Source organism: Synechococcus sp. O70.2, assembly GCF_047462135.1.
Classification (GTDB): domain Bacteria; phylum Cyanobacteriota; class Cyanobacteriia; order Thermostichales; family Thermostichaceae; genus Thermostichus.
Genome location: NZ_JANSIS010000002.1, coordinates 282,356 through 296,453, shown reverse-complemented (window position 1 = coordinate 296,453; position 14,098 = coordinate 282,356). Strand labels below are relative to the sequence as shown.

Here is a 14,098-nt window from a genome sequence, read left to right as displayed (position 1 = left end):
GGCGGGGATCATGACCAGTCCTGCTCTCAGCCCCAATCCAGCACCGCACCTGCAAGCAGTTTGGAAGTCGTTGCGGCAGGCCATCGTGGAAAGCTCAGGCTTCCAGGGATGGCTGGAGGGGCAGGAGTTGCCCAAGGAGGAGGCTGAGTTGGATCGCCTAGTGCATCGTTACCTGGAGCAGGCTCTGTCGCACTTGGCCTACTAGGATCCCCACAGCAGCAACCAGAACGGCAAAGTCAGCAAGGCTGCCACGTAGCCTACGGCTAGAGTTGTTGCCGTTAGCTCGCGATCCAAGTCGTATTCTTCCGCAAGCACCAGGGTGGCAACAGCAGGGGGCATACCCGTCTGCAAGACCAACACCAGCTTGGCCAAAGGAGGATAGGGAGTCAAGGCTAACCCCAAGCCTACCAAAAGGGGAACGGCCACAAGTTTGATGAAGAGGGCCACGGCGGCGGGGCGAAGGGATCCCCAGTGCGGCACCTGGGCTAGCCGTATGCCCAAAAGGATTAAGCTCAGGGGAATCGTGCTCCAGGCAAAGGCAGTGAGCCCTTGGGCTAGCCATTCTGGGAGAGGGTGGCGAGCCATTGCCAGGCCGACAAAGAAAGACCAGAGAGTGGGACTGCTTAGGACGCGGAGCGTGGCCTGCCAGGGAGGGGTGAAGGAAGCGCTGTAGCGGCTGGCAACCCAGACTCCCAGACCGTAGGCGGTCAAGAGGGTGCCCAACAGGTCGTAAAACAAAGCCCAGCCAAAGTAGGCGCTCCCGCCCACTGCTAAGCAGATGGGGTAGCCCAAATAACCCGTATTTCCCAGGGTGGCTGTTAGGTAAAAGCTGCCTCGCCGGGCTCTGCTCCAAAGCCAGGGATCCCACTCTTTCTTCCCCTGCCAGGTGTGGTGCTGCCACTGCAGCCAGGCACTGGCCAGGGCATACCCTAGCCCTGTGGCCAGCCAGCAGACCAAAGGGGCCGCCCAGAGCTGGCCAGAGAGGTCCGCCGTCTGCATAAACCCAAGGGTGCCCAGGGGAACCCCCACCCAAAACATGAAGCGGCCCAGCGCTTGGGGATTTAGCCAATGGCGCCAGGGGGGAGGTAGCCCTCTCTGCAGGACAAACCCCAGCAGCGTCCAGCCCAGCAGGGGGAGGTAGACCTGAAAAAGAGTGGTGAGCACGCCTTCTAGAAGCCAAGGGGAAGGGATCCCTGCGGAGGGGTCTGCGGCTGTTCGCGCAGGGCAAAGATGCGCAGGATCACCTCCTCCACGACGCGGTCGGGGGTGGAGGCACCGGAGGTAATACCAATCTGCACTGGCCCGTCGGGCAGCCACCCTTCTGTAACGATTGGGTCTTGGTGGAGGGGCTTGTGGCGGATGCGGTTGGGCGGTTGGATGCAGTCGGGGCCGTCAATATGGTAAGAGGGCAGCCCTTTCGAGAGGGCAATTTCCTGCAGGTGGGTCGTGTTGGAGGAATTGAACCCGCCAATGACCACCACGACATCCAAAGGCCGCTCCAGCAGCTCAAACATGGCGTCCTGCCGCTCTTGGGTGGCGTTGCAGATGGTGTTGAAGCTCATGAAGTGCTTGTCCAGCTCCTGGGGGCCATACTTGCGCAGCATCGTGATCTCAAACAGCTTGGCTATGGCACGGGTTTCCTCCTCGAGCATCGTCGTCTGGTTGGCGATGCCAATCCGCTCCAGATCCCGATCCGGATCAAAGTTGGGGGAGGTAGCCTTGCCAAAGCGCCGCCGAAACTCTTCTGGGTCCCCGCCTTCTAAGATGTAGCGGGCAACCCATTCGGCTTCTTCTAGGTTCAGCACCACCAGATATTTTTCAGCAAAGGAGCTGGTGGCCACGGTCTCTTCGTGGTCGTACTTGCCGTGGATGATGGAGGTAAACTGGGCAGCCCGGTGCTTGTCCACCTGGTTCCAAACGCGAGAGACCCAGGGACAGGTGGTATCGACAATCTCGTTGCCCTGGGAGCGGAAAAACTCCATTTCCGAGACACTTGCCCCAAAGGCGGGCCAAATGACCACATCTTCCGGCCGGATTTGGGAAAAGTCTTTCTTGCCGTCTGGGCCTTTCTCCACGAAGCGGATCCCCATCTCCTGCAGGTGCCGGTTGACCAGGGGGTTGTGGATGATCTCGTTGGTGATCCAGATTTGGCGATCGGGAAAGCGGTGCCGAGCTTCGTAGGCATACTCTAGCGCCCGCTCCACTCCCCAGCAAAAGCCAAACGCTTTGGCTAGATGGATGGTGATATCCCCCCGCTGATAGCGGTAAGACTGGGCGCGAATCTGCTCCACTAGGCGGCTTTTGTAAGTAGTCTGCAGCTCCCGTTGGGCCTGATCCTTGTACTCTTCGAATCCTTTAGCAGAGTAGGTGCTGGAGCTGCGCAGGGCTTTGCGCAGGGCGCGCGGATCTGAATGAGGCATGGCTGTCACCTCGGCTAGGCACTGCTGAGAACACTCTCTCAGCTTACGTCCTCTCTTGGGGGTGCGGGCCATTCCAGCAGCGGGACACCCTAGGCAGGCGGCTGCTCCTGCGTTTCCAGTTGCTGCAGCCGTTCCTGCAACTGGCGGGCGACAAGGGAAAAGCTGCGTTCAGGCCAGAGAAAAGAGCCCAGCCCCACCGTCAGCAGGCCTAGGCCAATGGCGGCGGCGATGAGCAATCCCAAGGGCAGCTCCACCGAGCGCCACAGCAGAAACTGCACTGTCCGCAAGGTCGGGTTTTGGCCAGCCAGGACTGCCACTCCCAAAGCCAGCAGCAGAGTCAAGAGCAGGTTAAATAGCAAAAACATAGGAAAGCCGCTTGCACCGGTTCTATTCTGCCTTGTTTGCCGAGGGAGCAGACCAGGGCTGTACTGTGCCATCGGGTAGGATGGCTCCGCTCAGGTCAGCGCCAATCAGCACCGCTCCCCCCAACTTGGCTGCGCTCAGGTCAGATCCCTGCAGCTGGGCGCGGGTTAGCTTGGCCTCCCAGAGGTAGGCTCCATGGAGATTGGCCTCCCGCAGGTCGGCAAAGCTAAGGTCAGCGCCGATCAAGTTGGCTTCCCAGAGGTTGGCGCCGCGCAGGTTTGCCCCTATGAGGTTGGCGGAGCTGAGATCGGCTCCCCGCAAATCGGCTTCCTGCAAGTTAATTCCACTCAGCTTGCCAAAGGAGAGGTTGGCCCCTCTCAGGTTTGCCCCCTGCAGCATGGCGCGCACCAAGTCTACGCCCACCAGGTTGGATTCTTGAAAGTTGCGCTCGCCAGCAGCGTAGCTTGCCAGTAGCTCCTCGGCAGTGCTCACTCGGGGCATAGGGAATACTCCCCTTCTCAGCTTGTGCCAGCAACCCTTAGGGCTAGTCGGGGTGGTCCTGACCTAAGGCTATGTTAGCCAATATACTCGCTGCTTAGGTGTCTTCCGCTGCCTGGAGCGTTTGCTTGGCCACCTTTTCGATATGCAGCTCCAAGTAGCCGGTGGCTGGATCCAGTTGGCGGGAGAAGCGGTACTCCAGGCTGTCGGCGAGGACAATTTCGGCGGTGGTGTAGATGAGGCAGCCAGGGCGCAGGTGCCCTCCCCAAGTTCGGCCCTGGGCATTGGCAACGGCAAGGTGAAGATGGACGCCGTCCGGGCAGAGGGATCCGCTCAGGGACAGGATCTCCAGGGGCTCAGCCAGCAGGCAATCCTCGGTTTGGTCGGCCAGGCGCAGGGTGGCTTGGCGGAGGCTGCCAACGGCGCTGAGAACAAAGCCTGCCTGCAGGGGTTGTTGGCGGGCAAAGCGCTCCAGCTCCTGTTTCAGGTCTTGTCCGGGCAAGAGGCGCAAGGGGTAGATGCGCAGGGATCCTGGGGGTAGAGGCTGGGGGCGGCTAGCAGCGGAGATCCCTGGTCGCCAGCCCGGCTTGACCACCGGGTAAGCGCGGGCGATCACCAGGCAGTCGTCGGGCACAGGGTAGCGGGCAGGGATGGTGGAACCGGCGGCGATGGTGACATCGGATCCTACCTTGAGGGGAGCCACCAGTACCGAGTTGGCCCCTGTCTTGCTGCGATCGCCGATTTCCGTGAAGTGCTTCTGCTGGCCGTCGTAGTTGGCAATAACCGTGCCGGCGCCGATGTTGACCTGGGATCCCAGCTTGGCGTCGCCTAGATACGCCAGGTGGGCAGCATTGGTGTGGGATCCAATCTGGGTGTTTTTGACTTCCACAAAGTTGCCGATGCGGCAGCCGTCGCCAATGCAGCTGTTGGGGCGGATGTGGGCGTAGGGCCCTACCCAGACGTGGTTGCCGATCTGGCTGTGGCTGACCACCGAGTAGAGGATGTGGCAATCGGAGCCGATGGTGCTGGACTCAATCCAACTGCCCGGCCCCAGACGGGTGCGCGGCCCAATGCGGCAGGGTCCTCGCAGATGGGTTTGGGGTTCGATCACCACATCGGGGGCCAATTCCACCGTCTCTTCCAGGCTGACGCTGTCGGGATCCACAAAAGTCACCCCCGCCTCCATCCAGGCCTCTTTGAGGCGCTCTTGAAGAATCTGGTGGGCCTGGGCCAACTGGCGGCGGTCGTTGATGCCGACGATTTCCCGCGGATCCTCAGCGTCCAGGGCGATGGCTTTCTCCAGCAGTTTAACTGCGTCGGTGAGATAGTACTCCTGCTGGGCGTTGTTCCGCCCTAAACTCGGCAGCACCCGTGCCAGGGCCGGCCAATGGAAACAGTAGACGCCACTGTTGACGCGGCGATTTTGCCGCTGGGCCGGGGTGCAGTCGCGCTCTTCCACCAGCTCCAGGATTCGCTGCTGGGCGTCGCAAAACACCCGCCCATAGCCATAGGGATCCGCCACCTGAGCCGAGAGCAACGTCACATCCGGCTGGACTTGGCGGTGGCGTTCTAGCAGGGCCTGCAGGGTTTCCACCCGCAACAGAGGCACATCCCCGTTGACCACCAGCAGATCCCCCTGAAAGTCGCCTAGAACAGGCAAAAGCTGCTGCACCGCATGTCCGGTGCCCAACTGCTGGGCCTGCTCTACAAACTCGACGGGATACTCTCGCAGAGTCTGTCGCACCTGCTCCTGTTGGTAGCCCACGATCACCAGACAGCGCTGGGGCTCCAGAGCCAGCACTGTGCGCAGCAGCCGCTCGATCAAAGACAAGGATCCCAGCTTGTGCAGCACCTTGGGCAATTGCGACCGCATGCGGGTGCCCTTGCCCGCTGCCAGGATCGCCACCGCTAGCTCCCGCTCCGCCATTTTTTGCTTTCCATCTGCCCCCATCAAGTATAGGCGGAAGGCGCTTGGAGCTTGGGTTCTCTCTCCCTCTGCCAAGGACTTGGAAACTGCGCTAGCCTGGTGGCAGGTGTAGGTAGGGCAGAGCATGGCCGAGGGCCGAGAGGCGCCCCCACCGCCACGCCAGCGGCTGGTTCGCGAGGCAGCCGGTTGGTTGGCAGTGCTGGGGGTGGTGATCCCGGGATTGCAGCGCTTCTACATGGGCCACAAGCGCTGGGGGTGGGTGTACTTGCTGGTGGGGCTGATGGTGTGGGTTCCCTCTCTTCCCCTGCAGATCCTCAGCTATGGGCTGCGAGCTCTCTGCTTGCTGGAGGGCCTGTGGTTGCTCACCATGACCAATGAGGACTTCGATTTCCGCTTCAACCGGGATCTCCTCGAGCTGGAATGGACCAGTGCGAAAAGTCGGGAAGTCCGGGATCCCGAGCAGCAGTTGGAGATCCAGTGGAAGCAGGGCCTGCTCACCCGCGCAGAATATGAGGAACGCCGCCAACACCTTCGGGGGCATCCCAAAGGCCACTAGAGGTTGACCAAGAAAACTGGGTACAAGCCCCGCCCTTTAGGGCGGCTTTTGCTAGACTGCAACAGTCGCTCCATCCATTCATAAGAAGAGTGCAGCGTGCAGTCAAACGTATCTGGGCTCCGGCCCAGTAGTTGGGGTTATGGCATCCCCCATAGGGCCGAGGTTCAAACCTCATGCTCTTTCGCCTACGGCGGCGCGGAGCGCTTTGTAGCTCAGCCGGCAGGATTCATCCTGCTGTCTGAGAGAGAATCCTTGTCCTTTAGGGCAGGGAGAATGTCAATTTCGCGCTTTGGTTAACGACCTCATGCCCTCCCCAAAGGCAGGACACAACCGCGGGCCGCGCACACGGCGATTTGCAGAGCCTGCAAAAGTGCGGTTTGCGCTGGCTGAAGCCATAATTGGAAGGTGGCCAATGTGCTGGCACCCCCTTGGGAAGGTTCCTGGCTGACGCTTCGCTTTGTCTTGAGGATCTAGTGGCCATGTACAGCAACCGTCGTGGTTTTCTGCGCTGGATAGCGCTTGGCTTGGGCGCGCTAGTGGGCCTGCTGCCTGCTTTGACGCGGCGCCGTTTCGACCGGGCCCTTGCGCAGGGCGCCCCTGTCAGTCCCAGGGCTGCTGAGCCGAAATTTGTAAAGGTTGCAACCCTTGCTGATCTGGAGAAAGGTCCCCTCAAGGTGAAAAACGCCTTTGGCAACAACACTGCCACGCTGTGGCTGGTCAAGGATCCCAAAAAAGCGGACTCGGTACTGGCTCTGGACGCAACCTGTCCCCACGCTGGCTGCGAGGTGGACTGGCGGGGCAAGAACTTCGTCTGCCCCTGCCATGGCTCAGCTTTTGCTGCTGATGGCAGCCGTATTCGCGGCCCAGCCGATGCCGACCTAACTGCCTACAAGGTTAAGGTCGAGAAAGAGGAAATCTTCGTGTCTAGAACCTGATCCCCCCCTCAGGGATGAACCCAGCTCAGCAAGGGGTTGGGCCGGAAGGCTGCATGGGTCGTCTTTACCGCTTCTTGTTTGTCTCCACCCCCGTTGGGCCTCTTGGGTCGGGGGCGGGCGGTGGGGTGGAGCTCAACCTTGTCAACTTGGCGCGTAGCCTGCTTGAGAGAGGGGCCCAAGTGCGCGTGCTAGCGCCTGAGGGATCCCACAGTGCTGACTTGCCGGAGGGAGTTATCGAGACCGTCCCAGGCCTCCCCCCGCCCTATGCCCAGAGCCAGCGCCGCGACCAGCCGGTCTGTTTTTCCACCCCTTCTCTGGTGGCCAACCTGTGGCAGCGAGCTGCCCAACTGCAGGAGCAGTTTGAGCTTATCGTGAACTGGAGCTACGACTGGCTCTCGTTCTACCTGACCGATTTTTTCCGCACGCCGGTGGCCCATATCCTCAGCATGGGATCCCTCAGCGATGCTGTGGATCAGGTCCTGGAGCACATTGCCCACCGCTACCCAGGTCGGCTGGCGGTGCACTCGCGAGCCCAAGCCCAGACTTTTGCCTTTGCCCGCGCCCAGATGTCGGCAGGCCGGGATCCCTTTGTCTATTTGCCCTGTGGCGTCGACCTCAGCCGCTACGAGTTTGTGCCCAAGGGGAACGGATCCCTGTGTTGGATTGGCCGCATTGCCCCGGAAAAGGGCCTGGAAGACTGCGCCGCCCTGGCGGAGAAGACGGGAAGGCCAGTGCTGATCCTGGGCCACCTGCAAGACCCGGCCTACTGGCAGCAGATTCGGGAACAGTACCCACGGGCTCAATTGGACTACCGGGGGTTTTTGCCCACCTCCCAGCTGCAGCGGCTCTTGGGCCAATGCTCGGCCTTGATCATGACCCCCAAGTGGGTGGAAGCCTTTGGCCTGGTGGCGGTGGAAGCTTTGGCGTGCGGTGTGCCCGTGATCACCTACCGTCGCGGCGGGCCGGCGGAAATTGTCAGCGATGGAGAAACTGGCTGGGTGGTAGAGCCGGACGATGTGGCGGCCTTAGCAAGGGCCGTAGAACACTTGGATTGCATCGACCGCAGCCACTGCCGACACCACGCAGAACAGCACTATTCCCTCCAGGGCATGACAGAGCGGTTTTTAGCCTGGAGCAAGCAAATTGGCCGGGATCCGATCCCGGCAGCCCGCTAGAGAAGAGACGGGCAGTGGTACTATTGGATTTTGATGCCTGGGGCCGGCTGACCAGCCCACTCACGCCAACACTTCGACTTACGACGGGGAAACCACCATGACAACGGAGAAAGGATCTGTTGCGCTAGCACGACCAGAGGTTCGTCGGCGGTCACAGGTTCTGGGAACGCAGGTGATTAGCCAAGCCAATGGGGCCCGGCTCGGAGTGGTTAGCGAAGTTTGGGCAGATCTGGAAGCTAGGCAGGTCCTGGTGCTGGGGGTGCTGGAAAGAGCCTGGGCTGGATCGCCCCGTTTACTAGAGCTGCAGCAGGTCACGGCCCTAGGGCAAGACGCTATCCTCGTCCCCAGCGATGAAGTCTTCGAAGACTTGAATTTGGAGGGTCTCAGCCGGGTAGTCGGCAGCGAAGTGGTAACGGAAGAAGGGATCCGCCTCGGTAAGGTTAAGGACTTTGAGTTTAACTCTGTCTCTGGTCTAATCAGTGGCTTAATCCTCTCTAGCCTTGGCCTCACCTTTTTGCCTGGCTTTATCCTCAGCACTTATCTGCTTCCTGCTGATGAGATCGTCTCCGTAGGCGGCGATCGCCTCATTGTGGCTGATGGCGCTGAGACCCGCCTGACCCAACTGGCCAAAGGAATCTTGGAGACCCTGGGGCTAGGCAAGCCCCCCTGGCTAGCTGCAGGCGCCTCTGCCCCTGCCCTGCCTAGGTCTACCGCTGAGGCTGAGGCGGAGGAACGCTACGAGGAAGCCTACGCCGAGGAATACGCAGCGGAAGAGACGGAGGAAGAGGACGTCTACGCCGAAGCAGAGCCTGAACCCCCACCCCCTCGGCCCGCGTCCTCTCCTGTCTCTGAACAGCCGGCGTGGGAACAGGAGTATCCCCAAGAAGAAACTTCCCCTCCTCCTCCTGAGCCAGCTCCCCCCCCCTCCAGGGATAGCGATCCCTGGGAAGAGAATGCTGGCGAACCAGCTTGAGCGGCCGAGTGGGTACCCACCTTACCTAGCCGTGGGCTGGGCTTCGACAACCCCCAGGCAAACTGCCCTGGATGCACATAAGCAAAGCGAGGGGTTCGTGGAGATGACTGCCCCCTCGCGCTTCCTTCTCAACCGCCCCAGCAGGATCTGGAAAACACCTACTCATTTTTCTTAAGGCGGTAGGTAATCCGCCCCTTGTTGAGGTCATAGGGGCTGAGCTCCACCTTTACCCGGTCGCCGGGCAGGATCTTGATGTAGTTGCGGCGGATCTTGCCCGAGATGTGGGCGAGAACGTTAAAGCCATTGTCCAGGTCCACCCGGAACATGGCATTGGGTAGGGATTCCGTAACTACCCCTTCCACTTCAATAGCGTCTTCCTTAGCCAAGTAGCCCTCCTTCTCAGACAACGCAACTCTATGGCCCTCCCCTCTCCTGTTAAGAGGGGGTTAAGAGCCGAAACAATACTCCACCTCTTCTATCCTAGCTGTTGCAGTCCTTCATGGGGGAACTCTCTAGGACTGAAAGGGGGTGCGATCTGTCAAAATCTCAGCGCCGGCCTCGGTAACCAGAATGGTGTGCTCAAACTGGGCTGACCAGGAGCCATCCACTGTTACCACCGTCCAGCGATCCGGCAACACTCGCGTGGCCTCTCCCCCCGCAGTGACCATTGGCTCAATGGCCAGCGTCATGCCGGCGCGAAGCTTGGGATTGGGCAGCTCAGGGGTGCGGTAGTGAGGAAACTGCGGCTCTTCGTGTAAGTTGCGACCCACGCCATGGCCAACGTACTGCCTCACCACGGAGTAGCCCCGCTCCCGCACATAGTCTTCAATGGCGCCTGAGACATCTTGCAGCCAGACCCCATGGCGAACGTGCTCGATGCCTACCTGTAGGGCTTGGGCCGCTGTGTCGATGAGGTCGCGGGCGGCATCGCTGAGGGGCTCTAGGCCAATGGTGATGCAAGAATCCGCATGCCAGCCTTCCACCATGGCGCCAAAGTCCACCTTGACGATGTCTCCTGGCTGCACCACTTTGCGGGGGCTGGGGATCCCATGCACCACTTCATGGTTGATGCTGACACAGACGCAGGCGGGAAAGCCGTAGTAGCCCTTGAAGCTGGGCAGGGCATTTAACTCCGCTACCCGCCGCTCAGCGTAGGCATCGATGTCTGCGGTTGTCCAGCCCGGCTCCAGGCGCTCGGCAATTTCCTGCAGCACCTGGGCCACCACTCGCCCAGCCCGCCGCATCTTCTCCACTTCCCGGCGAGATTTGATTTCACCAAGCTGCAGGCCTCGCCGCGAAGACCCCAGCCCCGGCTTGCTGGCCTTGGTCATGCCGTCCTCCTACAGCTCTCCAAAAGGGCCTGTAGGTGCTGCTGGACCACTTCCATCGGCTGGTTGCCGTTAATCCGCCGCAAACGGCCCTTAGCCTCGTAAAAATCGATTAGGGGAGCGGTTTGCTGCCGATACACCTGCAAGCGTTTGAGGATGACGGCCTCATCAGCATCGTCGCTGCGCCCCTGCTCCTTGCCGCGAGCCAACAGCCGCGCCACTACTACCTCGTCGGGCACTTCTAGGTTGAAGACGTGGTCGTAGTCTTGCCTCAGCTCCTGCAGCAGCTCTTCCAGAGCCTCTGCCTGCGCCAAGGTGCGGGGAAAGCCGTCCAGGATCCAGCCTTGCTCCGGCGACTGCTGCAACTGGCCTCTGACCATCCCAATCAACACCTCGTCGGGCACTAGCTCCCCTGCATCCATGTACACCTTGGCCTGCCGTCCCAGCGGGGTCTGAGCTTTGACCTCTGCCCGCAGCAGATCGCCTGTAGAAATTTTGAGTGTGTGGTAGATGGCTGACAGCCGCTCTGCCTGCGTACCCTTGCCTGCTCCTGGCGGTCCTAAAAAGATTAACCTCAGCACTACTGCTTGACCATCCCTTCGTAACGCTGCGAAATAACGTAAGTCTGGATTTGCTTGGAGGTTTCAATGGCTACCCCCACCAAAATGAGCAGCGAGGTGGCTCCCAAGCCTTGGAAAGTGGTAATGCCGGTTGCCCGCTCTACTGTCGTGGGAATAATGGCCACCGCACACAAAAACAAGGCCCCCAGCAGTGTCAGCCGGTTGAGGATCCCTTCGATGTACTCAGCCGTGGCCTTGCCAGGACGCACGCCTGGAATGCTGGCACCCAGTTTCTTCAAGTTCTGGGCCAGTTCCACTGGATTGATAATCAAGGAAGCGTAGAAGTAGCTGAAGAAGAGAATGAGCAGGAAGTAGAAGGGGATGTAAAACCAGGAGGTAGGGGAGAGGAGGTTGGCCACCTGAATTAAGGCTGGGCTCTGCGTATACTGGGCCAAAGCCCAAGGTAGAGACAGCACCGAGTAGGCAAAGATGATTGGCATCACCCCCCCCTGGTTAAGCCGCAGGGGCAAGTAGCTCTTCTGCTCGCGGAACAGCTTGTTGCCCACCTGGCGCTTGGCGTAGATGATGGGAATTTTGCGGCTGCCCTCCTGGACAAAGACAATGCCGACAATGGTGGCTAGGAAAACAGCCGTCAACACCAGGATACCCCCAATCGTGCTGCTGTCGGCGCGAACCAGGCTAATGGTTTGACCCAGGGCGCGCGGCAACGTGGCAACAATGTTAACGAAGATCAACAGCGACGGCCCGCTGCCCACCCCCTTCTCCGTGATCATTTCCCCCAGCCACATGACAAACATGGAGCCTGCTGCCAGCGCCAGGGTGGTAGAGGCCATAAAGGCCAGCTCGTTGCTGGTATTGGCAAACTCCCGCACCCAGAAGGAGATGCCAATGCCTTGGATGATGGCCCAGAGAAGGGTGACGTAACGGGTGTACTGGGAAATCTGCCGCCGGCCCTGCTCCCCCTCGTTTTTCTGCAGGTTCTCCAAGGCTGGGATGGCTGAAACCAGCAGCTGCATGATAATCGAGGCGTTGATGAAGGGCAGGATGCCGAGGGCAAAGACCCCCAAGGCAGAAATGCCGCCCCCCGAGAAGATATCCAGAAAGCCAAACACTGGGCTGTTGGCCGCCTCAGCAGCAAAGCGAACTCGGTCAATGCTGGGGATGGGAATATAGATGCCCAGCCGCACCAGCAACAACAAGCCCAGGGTCAGGAGCAGACGGCTGCGCAGGCCCGAGGCCATCGCCATCTGCATGAAAGTCTCTTGAGCGGAGGGAGTAGAGCCTCGTGTGTCAGCCATAGATTTAGCAAAAAGCCAGGTGAGCTACTTACCACTCTACGCTGCCGGTGGGGAAGTCGGCAAAACCAAAATTGCCGCCAACCTAGGAGCGAGCGGGCCGGGATCCCACAATCTCCACTCGGCCTCCGGCGGCCTCCACTTTGGCTTTGGCCGAGGCAGTAATGGCAGCAGCCCGGATGGTCAGGGGCACGCGCACTTCCCCGTCCCCTAAGATCTTCAGCGGGCCGTCGTTGGTGGTCACGATCCCCAACTCCATTAGGCTTTCTAGAGTCACCTCGCTGCCAGCAGGCAGGGTTGCCAGAGCGCGCAGGTTAACCAGGGTGTACTGCGGGCGACGTACGTAGCGGGGGAAATGCTTGAGCTTGGGCAACCGCCGGTAGAGGGGTGTCTGACCTCCCTCAAAGCCTGGTCGAGGGCCTCCTCCGCTGCGGGCTTTTTGGCCTCGCATTCCCCTGCCGCAGGAACCTCCCTGACCAGCAGCAATACCACGGCCCAGCCGCCGCCGCCGCCGCTTCGAGCCTGGTTGGGGGCGAATATCTTCCAGTCGCATACTAACCTCCTACTTACTCAACAGGCGGCGCACGTCGATCCCTCTATCTTCAGCTACCTGCTCAAAGGTGCGCATCCGCCGCAGGGCGTCAATGGTGGCACGGGCGTTGTTGAGAGGGTTTCTGGAGCCTAGCTGCTTGGCCAAGGCATTGCGCACCCCTGCCAGTTCTAGAACGGCGCGCACCGCCCCCCCAGCAATGACCCCTGTGCCAGGAGCTGCCGGCATCACCAACACGGTAGCCGCACCGCCAGAGCCTCGCATGGGGTGGGGTACCGACAAGCCCTTGGTCAGGGGCACCTCAATCAAGTGCTTTTTGCCGTCTACTACTCCCTTGCGCACTGCTCCGAGCACATCGTTGGCTTTGCCCACGCCAACCCCCACCTGTCCACGCTCGTTGCCCACTACAACCACCGCGCGAAAGCTCAGCTTTTTGCCGCCCTTGACCACTTTGGAGACGCGTCGGATCTGGATGACCCGCTCCTGCCACTCGCCGGTTTGTTCTTCGCGGCTCTTTTTGCTTCTGCGAGGTTCTTTTTGCTCAGCCATATGCCGTTTTCTCAGAAACTAGAACTGTAGGCCTGCTTCTCGGGCAGCTTCTGCCAGGGCCCGAACCCGTCCGTGGTAGAGCTTGCCGCCGCGGTCGAAAACGACTCGAGAAATGCCTGCCTGTAGAGCTCGCTGAGCAACCGCGCGCCCCACAATTGCAGCGGCCTCTCGGGTGGCTGTGCCAACCCCTTGGAACGCTCCCCGCAGCTCTCTGTCCAGGGTGGAGGCAGAAACCAGAGTACGTTGGGCTACATCGTCGATCACCTGAGCATAGATGTGGCGGTGGGATCGAAACACGGCCAAACGGGGCCGCTCGGGAGTACCGGAAATCTTGCGGCGAATGCGGCGATGGCGGCGTTGGGTTGTGAGTTTGCGGTTGGCTTTTATTTTCATGGCTATTTCTTCCCTTTGCCGGACTTACCTGCTTTGAGACGGATTTGTTCCCCGAGGTAGCGGATCCCTTTGCCCTTGTAGGGCTCGGGCGGACGCACAGCTCGAATGCGGGCTGCTGTATTGCCCACCAGTTCTTTGTCGATGCCCGAGACCACGATGACGTTGTTGCCTTCTACCGAAATTTGAATCCCGGGCGGGAAAGGGATCTCCACTGGGTGGCTGTAGCCGACGTTTAGGATCAACTTGTTGCCCTGCGTGGAAGCTCGGTATCCCACGCCCACCAATTCCAGCCTGCGCTCAAATCCCTTGGATACTCCATCGACCATGTTGGCAATCAAGGTGCGGCAGAGGCCGTGCAGTTGGCGGGCCGGGCGAGACTCGTTGACCTGGCTGACTAGGAGTTTTTGGTCTTCTTGACGCACGGCAATCAAGGGAGGCAAGGTGCGCAGTAGCTGCCCCTTCGGGCCTTTCACCGAGATCTGTTGACCCTCGATGTGAACCTCAACCTTGGGGGGAAGGGGAATGGGGCGTCTGCCAATACGAGACATGGAGGCA

Annotated in this window: 18 protein-coding genes and 1 pseudogene; 5 read left to right on the top strand and 14 right to left on the bottom strand. The window is 60.4% G+C overall.

Annotation, left to right across the window (positions count from 1 at the left end; translation table 11 throughout):
* Positions 1-10 precede the first annotated feature (10 nt).
* Positions 11-205: a hypothetical protein gene (locus NW812_RS04015; protein WP_414394261.1), complete on the top strand. Its 195-nt coding sequence runs from the start codon at positions 11-13 to the stop codon at positions 203-205.
* Here NW812_RS04015 and NW812_RS04010 read toward each other — a convergent pair.
* The 6 genes and pseudogenes from NW812_RS04010 to glmU form a co-directional block, all read right to left on the bottom strand.
* Positions 202-1,164, bottom strand: coding sequence for an AEC family transporter (locus NW812_RS04010; RefSeq protein WP_414394259.1), 963 nt, complete (start codon positions 1,162-1,164; stop codon positions 202-204). The two genes, NW812_RS04015 and NW812_RS04010, sit on opposite strands and share 4 nt — an antisense overlap.
* Positions 1,165-1,169: 5 nt before the next feature.
* Positions 1,170-2,420: a 4-hydroxy-3-methylbut-2-enyl diphosphate reductase gene (locus NW812_RS04005; protein ID WP_414394257.1), complete on the bottom strand. Its 1,251-nt coding sequence runs from the start codon at positions 2,418-2,420 to the stop codon at positions 1,170-1,172.
* Between the two features lie 89 nt (positions 2,421-2,509).
* A complete protein-coding gene (locus NW812_RS04000; RefSeq protein WP_414394255.1) occupies positions 2,510-2,785 on the bottom strand; it encodes a lipopolysaccharide assembly protein LapA domain-containing protein in 276 nt (91 codons plus the stop codon).
* 22 nt (positions 2,786-2,807) lie between these two features.
* Positions 2,808-3,284, bottom strand: coding sequence for a pentapeptide repeat-containing protein (locus NW812_RS03995; protein ID WP_414394253.1), 477 nt, complete (start codon positions 3,282-3,284; stop codon positions 2,808-2,810).
* A 94-nt stretch (positions 3,285-3,378) separates the two neighbouring features.
* The gene (locus tag NW812_RS03990; protein ID WP_414394408.1) at positions 3,379-3,876 is read right to left on the bottom strand and encodes a PPC domain-containing DNA-binding protein; all 498 of its coding nucleotides are present in this window, start codon (positions 3,874-3,876) and stop codon (positions 3,379-3,381) included.
* Positions 3,859-5,208, bottom strand: a pseudogene (gene glmU / locus NW812_RS03985) (bifunctional UDP-N-acetylglucosamine diphosphorylase/glucosamine-1-phosphate N-acetyltransferase GlmU); the annotation flags it as partial. The pseudogene glmU and the gene NW812_RS03990, both read right to left, overlap by 18 nt.
* Before the next feature lie 124 nt (positions 5,209-5,332).
* Here glmU and NW812_RS03980 point away from each other — a divergent pair.
* From NW812_RS03980 to NW812_RS03965, 4 genes are all read left to right on the top strand, one after another.
* On the top strand, positions 5,333-5,764 hold the full coding sequence (locus NW812_RS03980) for an SHOCT domain-containing protein (protein ID WP_414346902.1): 432 nt from the start codon (positions 5,333-5,335) through the stop codon (positions 5,762-5,764).
* Positions 5,765-6,243: 479 nt separating this feature from the next.
* A complete protein-coding gene (locus NW812_RS03975; RefSeq protein WP_414394406.1) occupies positions 6,244-6,699 on the top strand; it encodes a ubiquinol-cytochrome c reductase iron-sulfur subunit in 456 nt (151 codons plus the stop codon).
* Between the two features lie 53 nt (positions 6,700-6,752).
* Positions 6,753-7,874, top strand: a complete 1,122-nt coding sequence (locus tag NW812_RS03970; RefSeq protein ID WP_414346900.1) for a glycosyltransferase family 4 protein — start codon at positions 6,753-6,755, stop codon at positions 7,872-7,874.
* A 97-nt stretch (positions 7,875-7,971) separates the two neighbouring features.
* The gene (locus NW812_RS03965) at positions 7,972-8,847 is read left to right on the top strand and encodes a PRC-barrel domain-containing protein (protein ID WP_414394252.1); all 876 of its coding nucleotides are present in this window, start codon (positions 7,972-7,974) and stop codon (positions 8,845-8,847) included.
* 158 nt (positions 8,848-9,005) lie between these two features.
* Here the strand turns inward: NW812_RS03965 and infA are convergent, their stop codons facing one another.
* The 8 genes from infA to rplF form a co-directional block, all read right to left on the bottom strand.
* Positions 9,006-9,233 (bottom strand): translation initiation factor IF-1, encoded by a 228-nt coding sequence (infA, locus tag NW812_RS03960; RefSeq protein ID WP_414394403.1) that lies wholly within the window; start codon positions 9,231-9,233, stop codon positions 9,006-9,008.
* A gap of 126 nt (positions 9,234-9,359) precedes the next feature.
* Positions 9,360-10,178 carry a type I methionyl aminopeptidase gene (map, locus tag NW812_RS03955; protein ID WP_414394250.1) on the bottom strand — a complete coding sequence of 273 codons (819 nt, stop codon included), beginning with the start codon at positions 10,176-10,178 and terminating at the stop codon, positions 9,360-9,362.
* Positions 10,175-10,756, bottom strand: a complete 582-nt coding sequence (locus NW812_RS03950; RefSeq protein ID WP_414394248.1) for an adenylate kinase — start codon at positions 10,754-10,756, stop codon at positions 10,175-10,177. Before NW812_RS03950 ends, map begins: the two co-directional genes overlap by 4 nt.
* On the bottom strand, positions 10,756-12,054 hold the full coding sequence (gene secY / locus NW812_RS03945; RefSeq protein WP_414394246.1) for a preprotein translocase subunit SecY: 1,299 nt from the start codon (positions 12,052-12,054) through the stop codon (positions 10,756-10,758). Before secY ends, NW812_RS03950 begins: the two co-directional genes overlap by 1 nt.
* Before the next feature lie 82 nt (positions 12,055-12,136).
* The gene (gene rplO / locus NW812_RS03940; RefSeq protein WP_414394244.1) at positions 12,137-12,604 is read right to left on the bottom strand and encodes a 50S ribosomal protein L15; all 468 of its coding nucleotides are present in this window, start codon (positions 12,602-12,604) and stop codon (positions 12,137-12,139) included.
* Positions 12,605-12,613: 9 nt separating this feature from the next.
* Entirely contained in the window at positions 12,614-13,150 is a 537-nt protein-coding gene (rpsE, locus tag NW812_RS03935) for a 30S ribosomal protein S5 (protein ID WP_414394242.1), read from the bottom strand.
* An 18-nt stretch (positions 13,151-13,168) separates the two neighbouring features.
* Positions 13,169-13,537, bottom strand: coding sequence for a 50S ribosomal protein L18 (rplR, locus tag NW812_RS03930; RefSeq protein WP_414394401.1), 369 nt, complete (start codon positions 13,535-13,537; stop codon positions 13,169-13,171).
* Between the two features lie 8 nt (positions 13,538-13,545).
* The gene (gene rplF, locus NW812_RS03925; RefSeq protein ID WP_414394240.1) at positions 13,546-14,091 is read right to left on the bottom strand and encodes a 50S ribosomal protein L6; all 546 of its coding nucleotides are present in this window, start codon (positions 14,089-14,091) and stop codon (positions 13,546-13,548) included.
* Positions 14,092-14,098: the final 7 nt, after the last annotated feature.

Coding starts and splice junctions, on each gene's coding strand:
- NW812_RS04015 (WP_414394261.1), top strand. CDS start 11: ATGACCAGTCCTGCTCTCAGCCCCAATCCAGCACCGCACCTGCAAGCA.
- NW812_RS04005 (WP_414394257.1), bottom strand. CDS start 2,420: ATGCCTCATTCAGATCCGCGCGCCCTGCGCAAAGCCCTGCGCAGCTCC.
- NW812_RS04000 (WP_414394255.1), bottom strand. CDS start 2,785: ATGTTTTTGCTATTTAACCTGCTCTTGACTCTGCTGCTGGCTTTGGGA.
- NW812_RS03995 (WP_414394253.1), bottom strand. CDS start 3,284: ATGCCCCGAGTGAGCACTGCCGAGGAGCTACTGGCAAGCTACGCTGCT.
- NW812_RS03980 (WP_414346902.1), top strand. CDS start 5,333: ATGGCCGAGGGCCGAGAGGCGCCCCCACCGCCACGCCAGCGGCTGGTT.
- NW812_RS03975 (WP_414394406.1), top strand. CDS start 6,244: ATGTACAGCAACCGTCGTGGTTTTCTGCGCTGGATAGCGCTTGGCTTG.
- NW812_RS03970 (WP_414346900.1), top strand. CDS start 6,753: ATGGGTCGTCTTTACCGCTTCTTGTTTGTCTCCACCCCCGTTGGGCCT.
- NW812_RS03965 (WP_414394252.1), top strand. CDS start 7,972: ATGACAACGGAGAAAGGATCTGTTGCGCTAGCACGACCAGAGGTTCGT.
- map (WP_414394250.1), bottom strand. CDS start 10,178: ATGACCAAGGCCAGCAAGCCGGGGCTGGGGTCTTCGCGGCGAGGCCTG.
- secY (WP_414394246.1), bottom strand. CDS start 12,054: ATGGCTGACACACGAGGCTCTACTCCCTCCGCTCAAGAGACTTTCATG.
- rplO (WP_414394244.1), bottom strand. CDS start 12,604: ATGCGACTGGAAGATATTCGCCCCCAACCAGGCTCGAAGCGGCGGCGG.
- rpsE (WP_414394242.1), bottom strand. CDS start 13,150: ATGGCTGAGCAAAAAGAACCTCGCAGAAGCAAAAAGAGCCGCGAAGAA.
- rplF (WP_414394240.1), bottom strand. CDS start 14,091: ATGTCTCGTATTGGCAGACGCCCCATTCCCCTTCCCCCCAAGGTTGAG.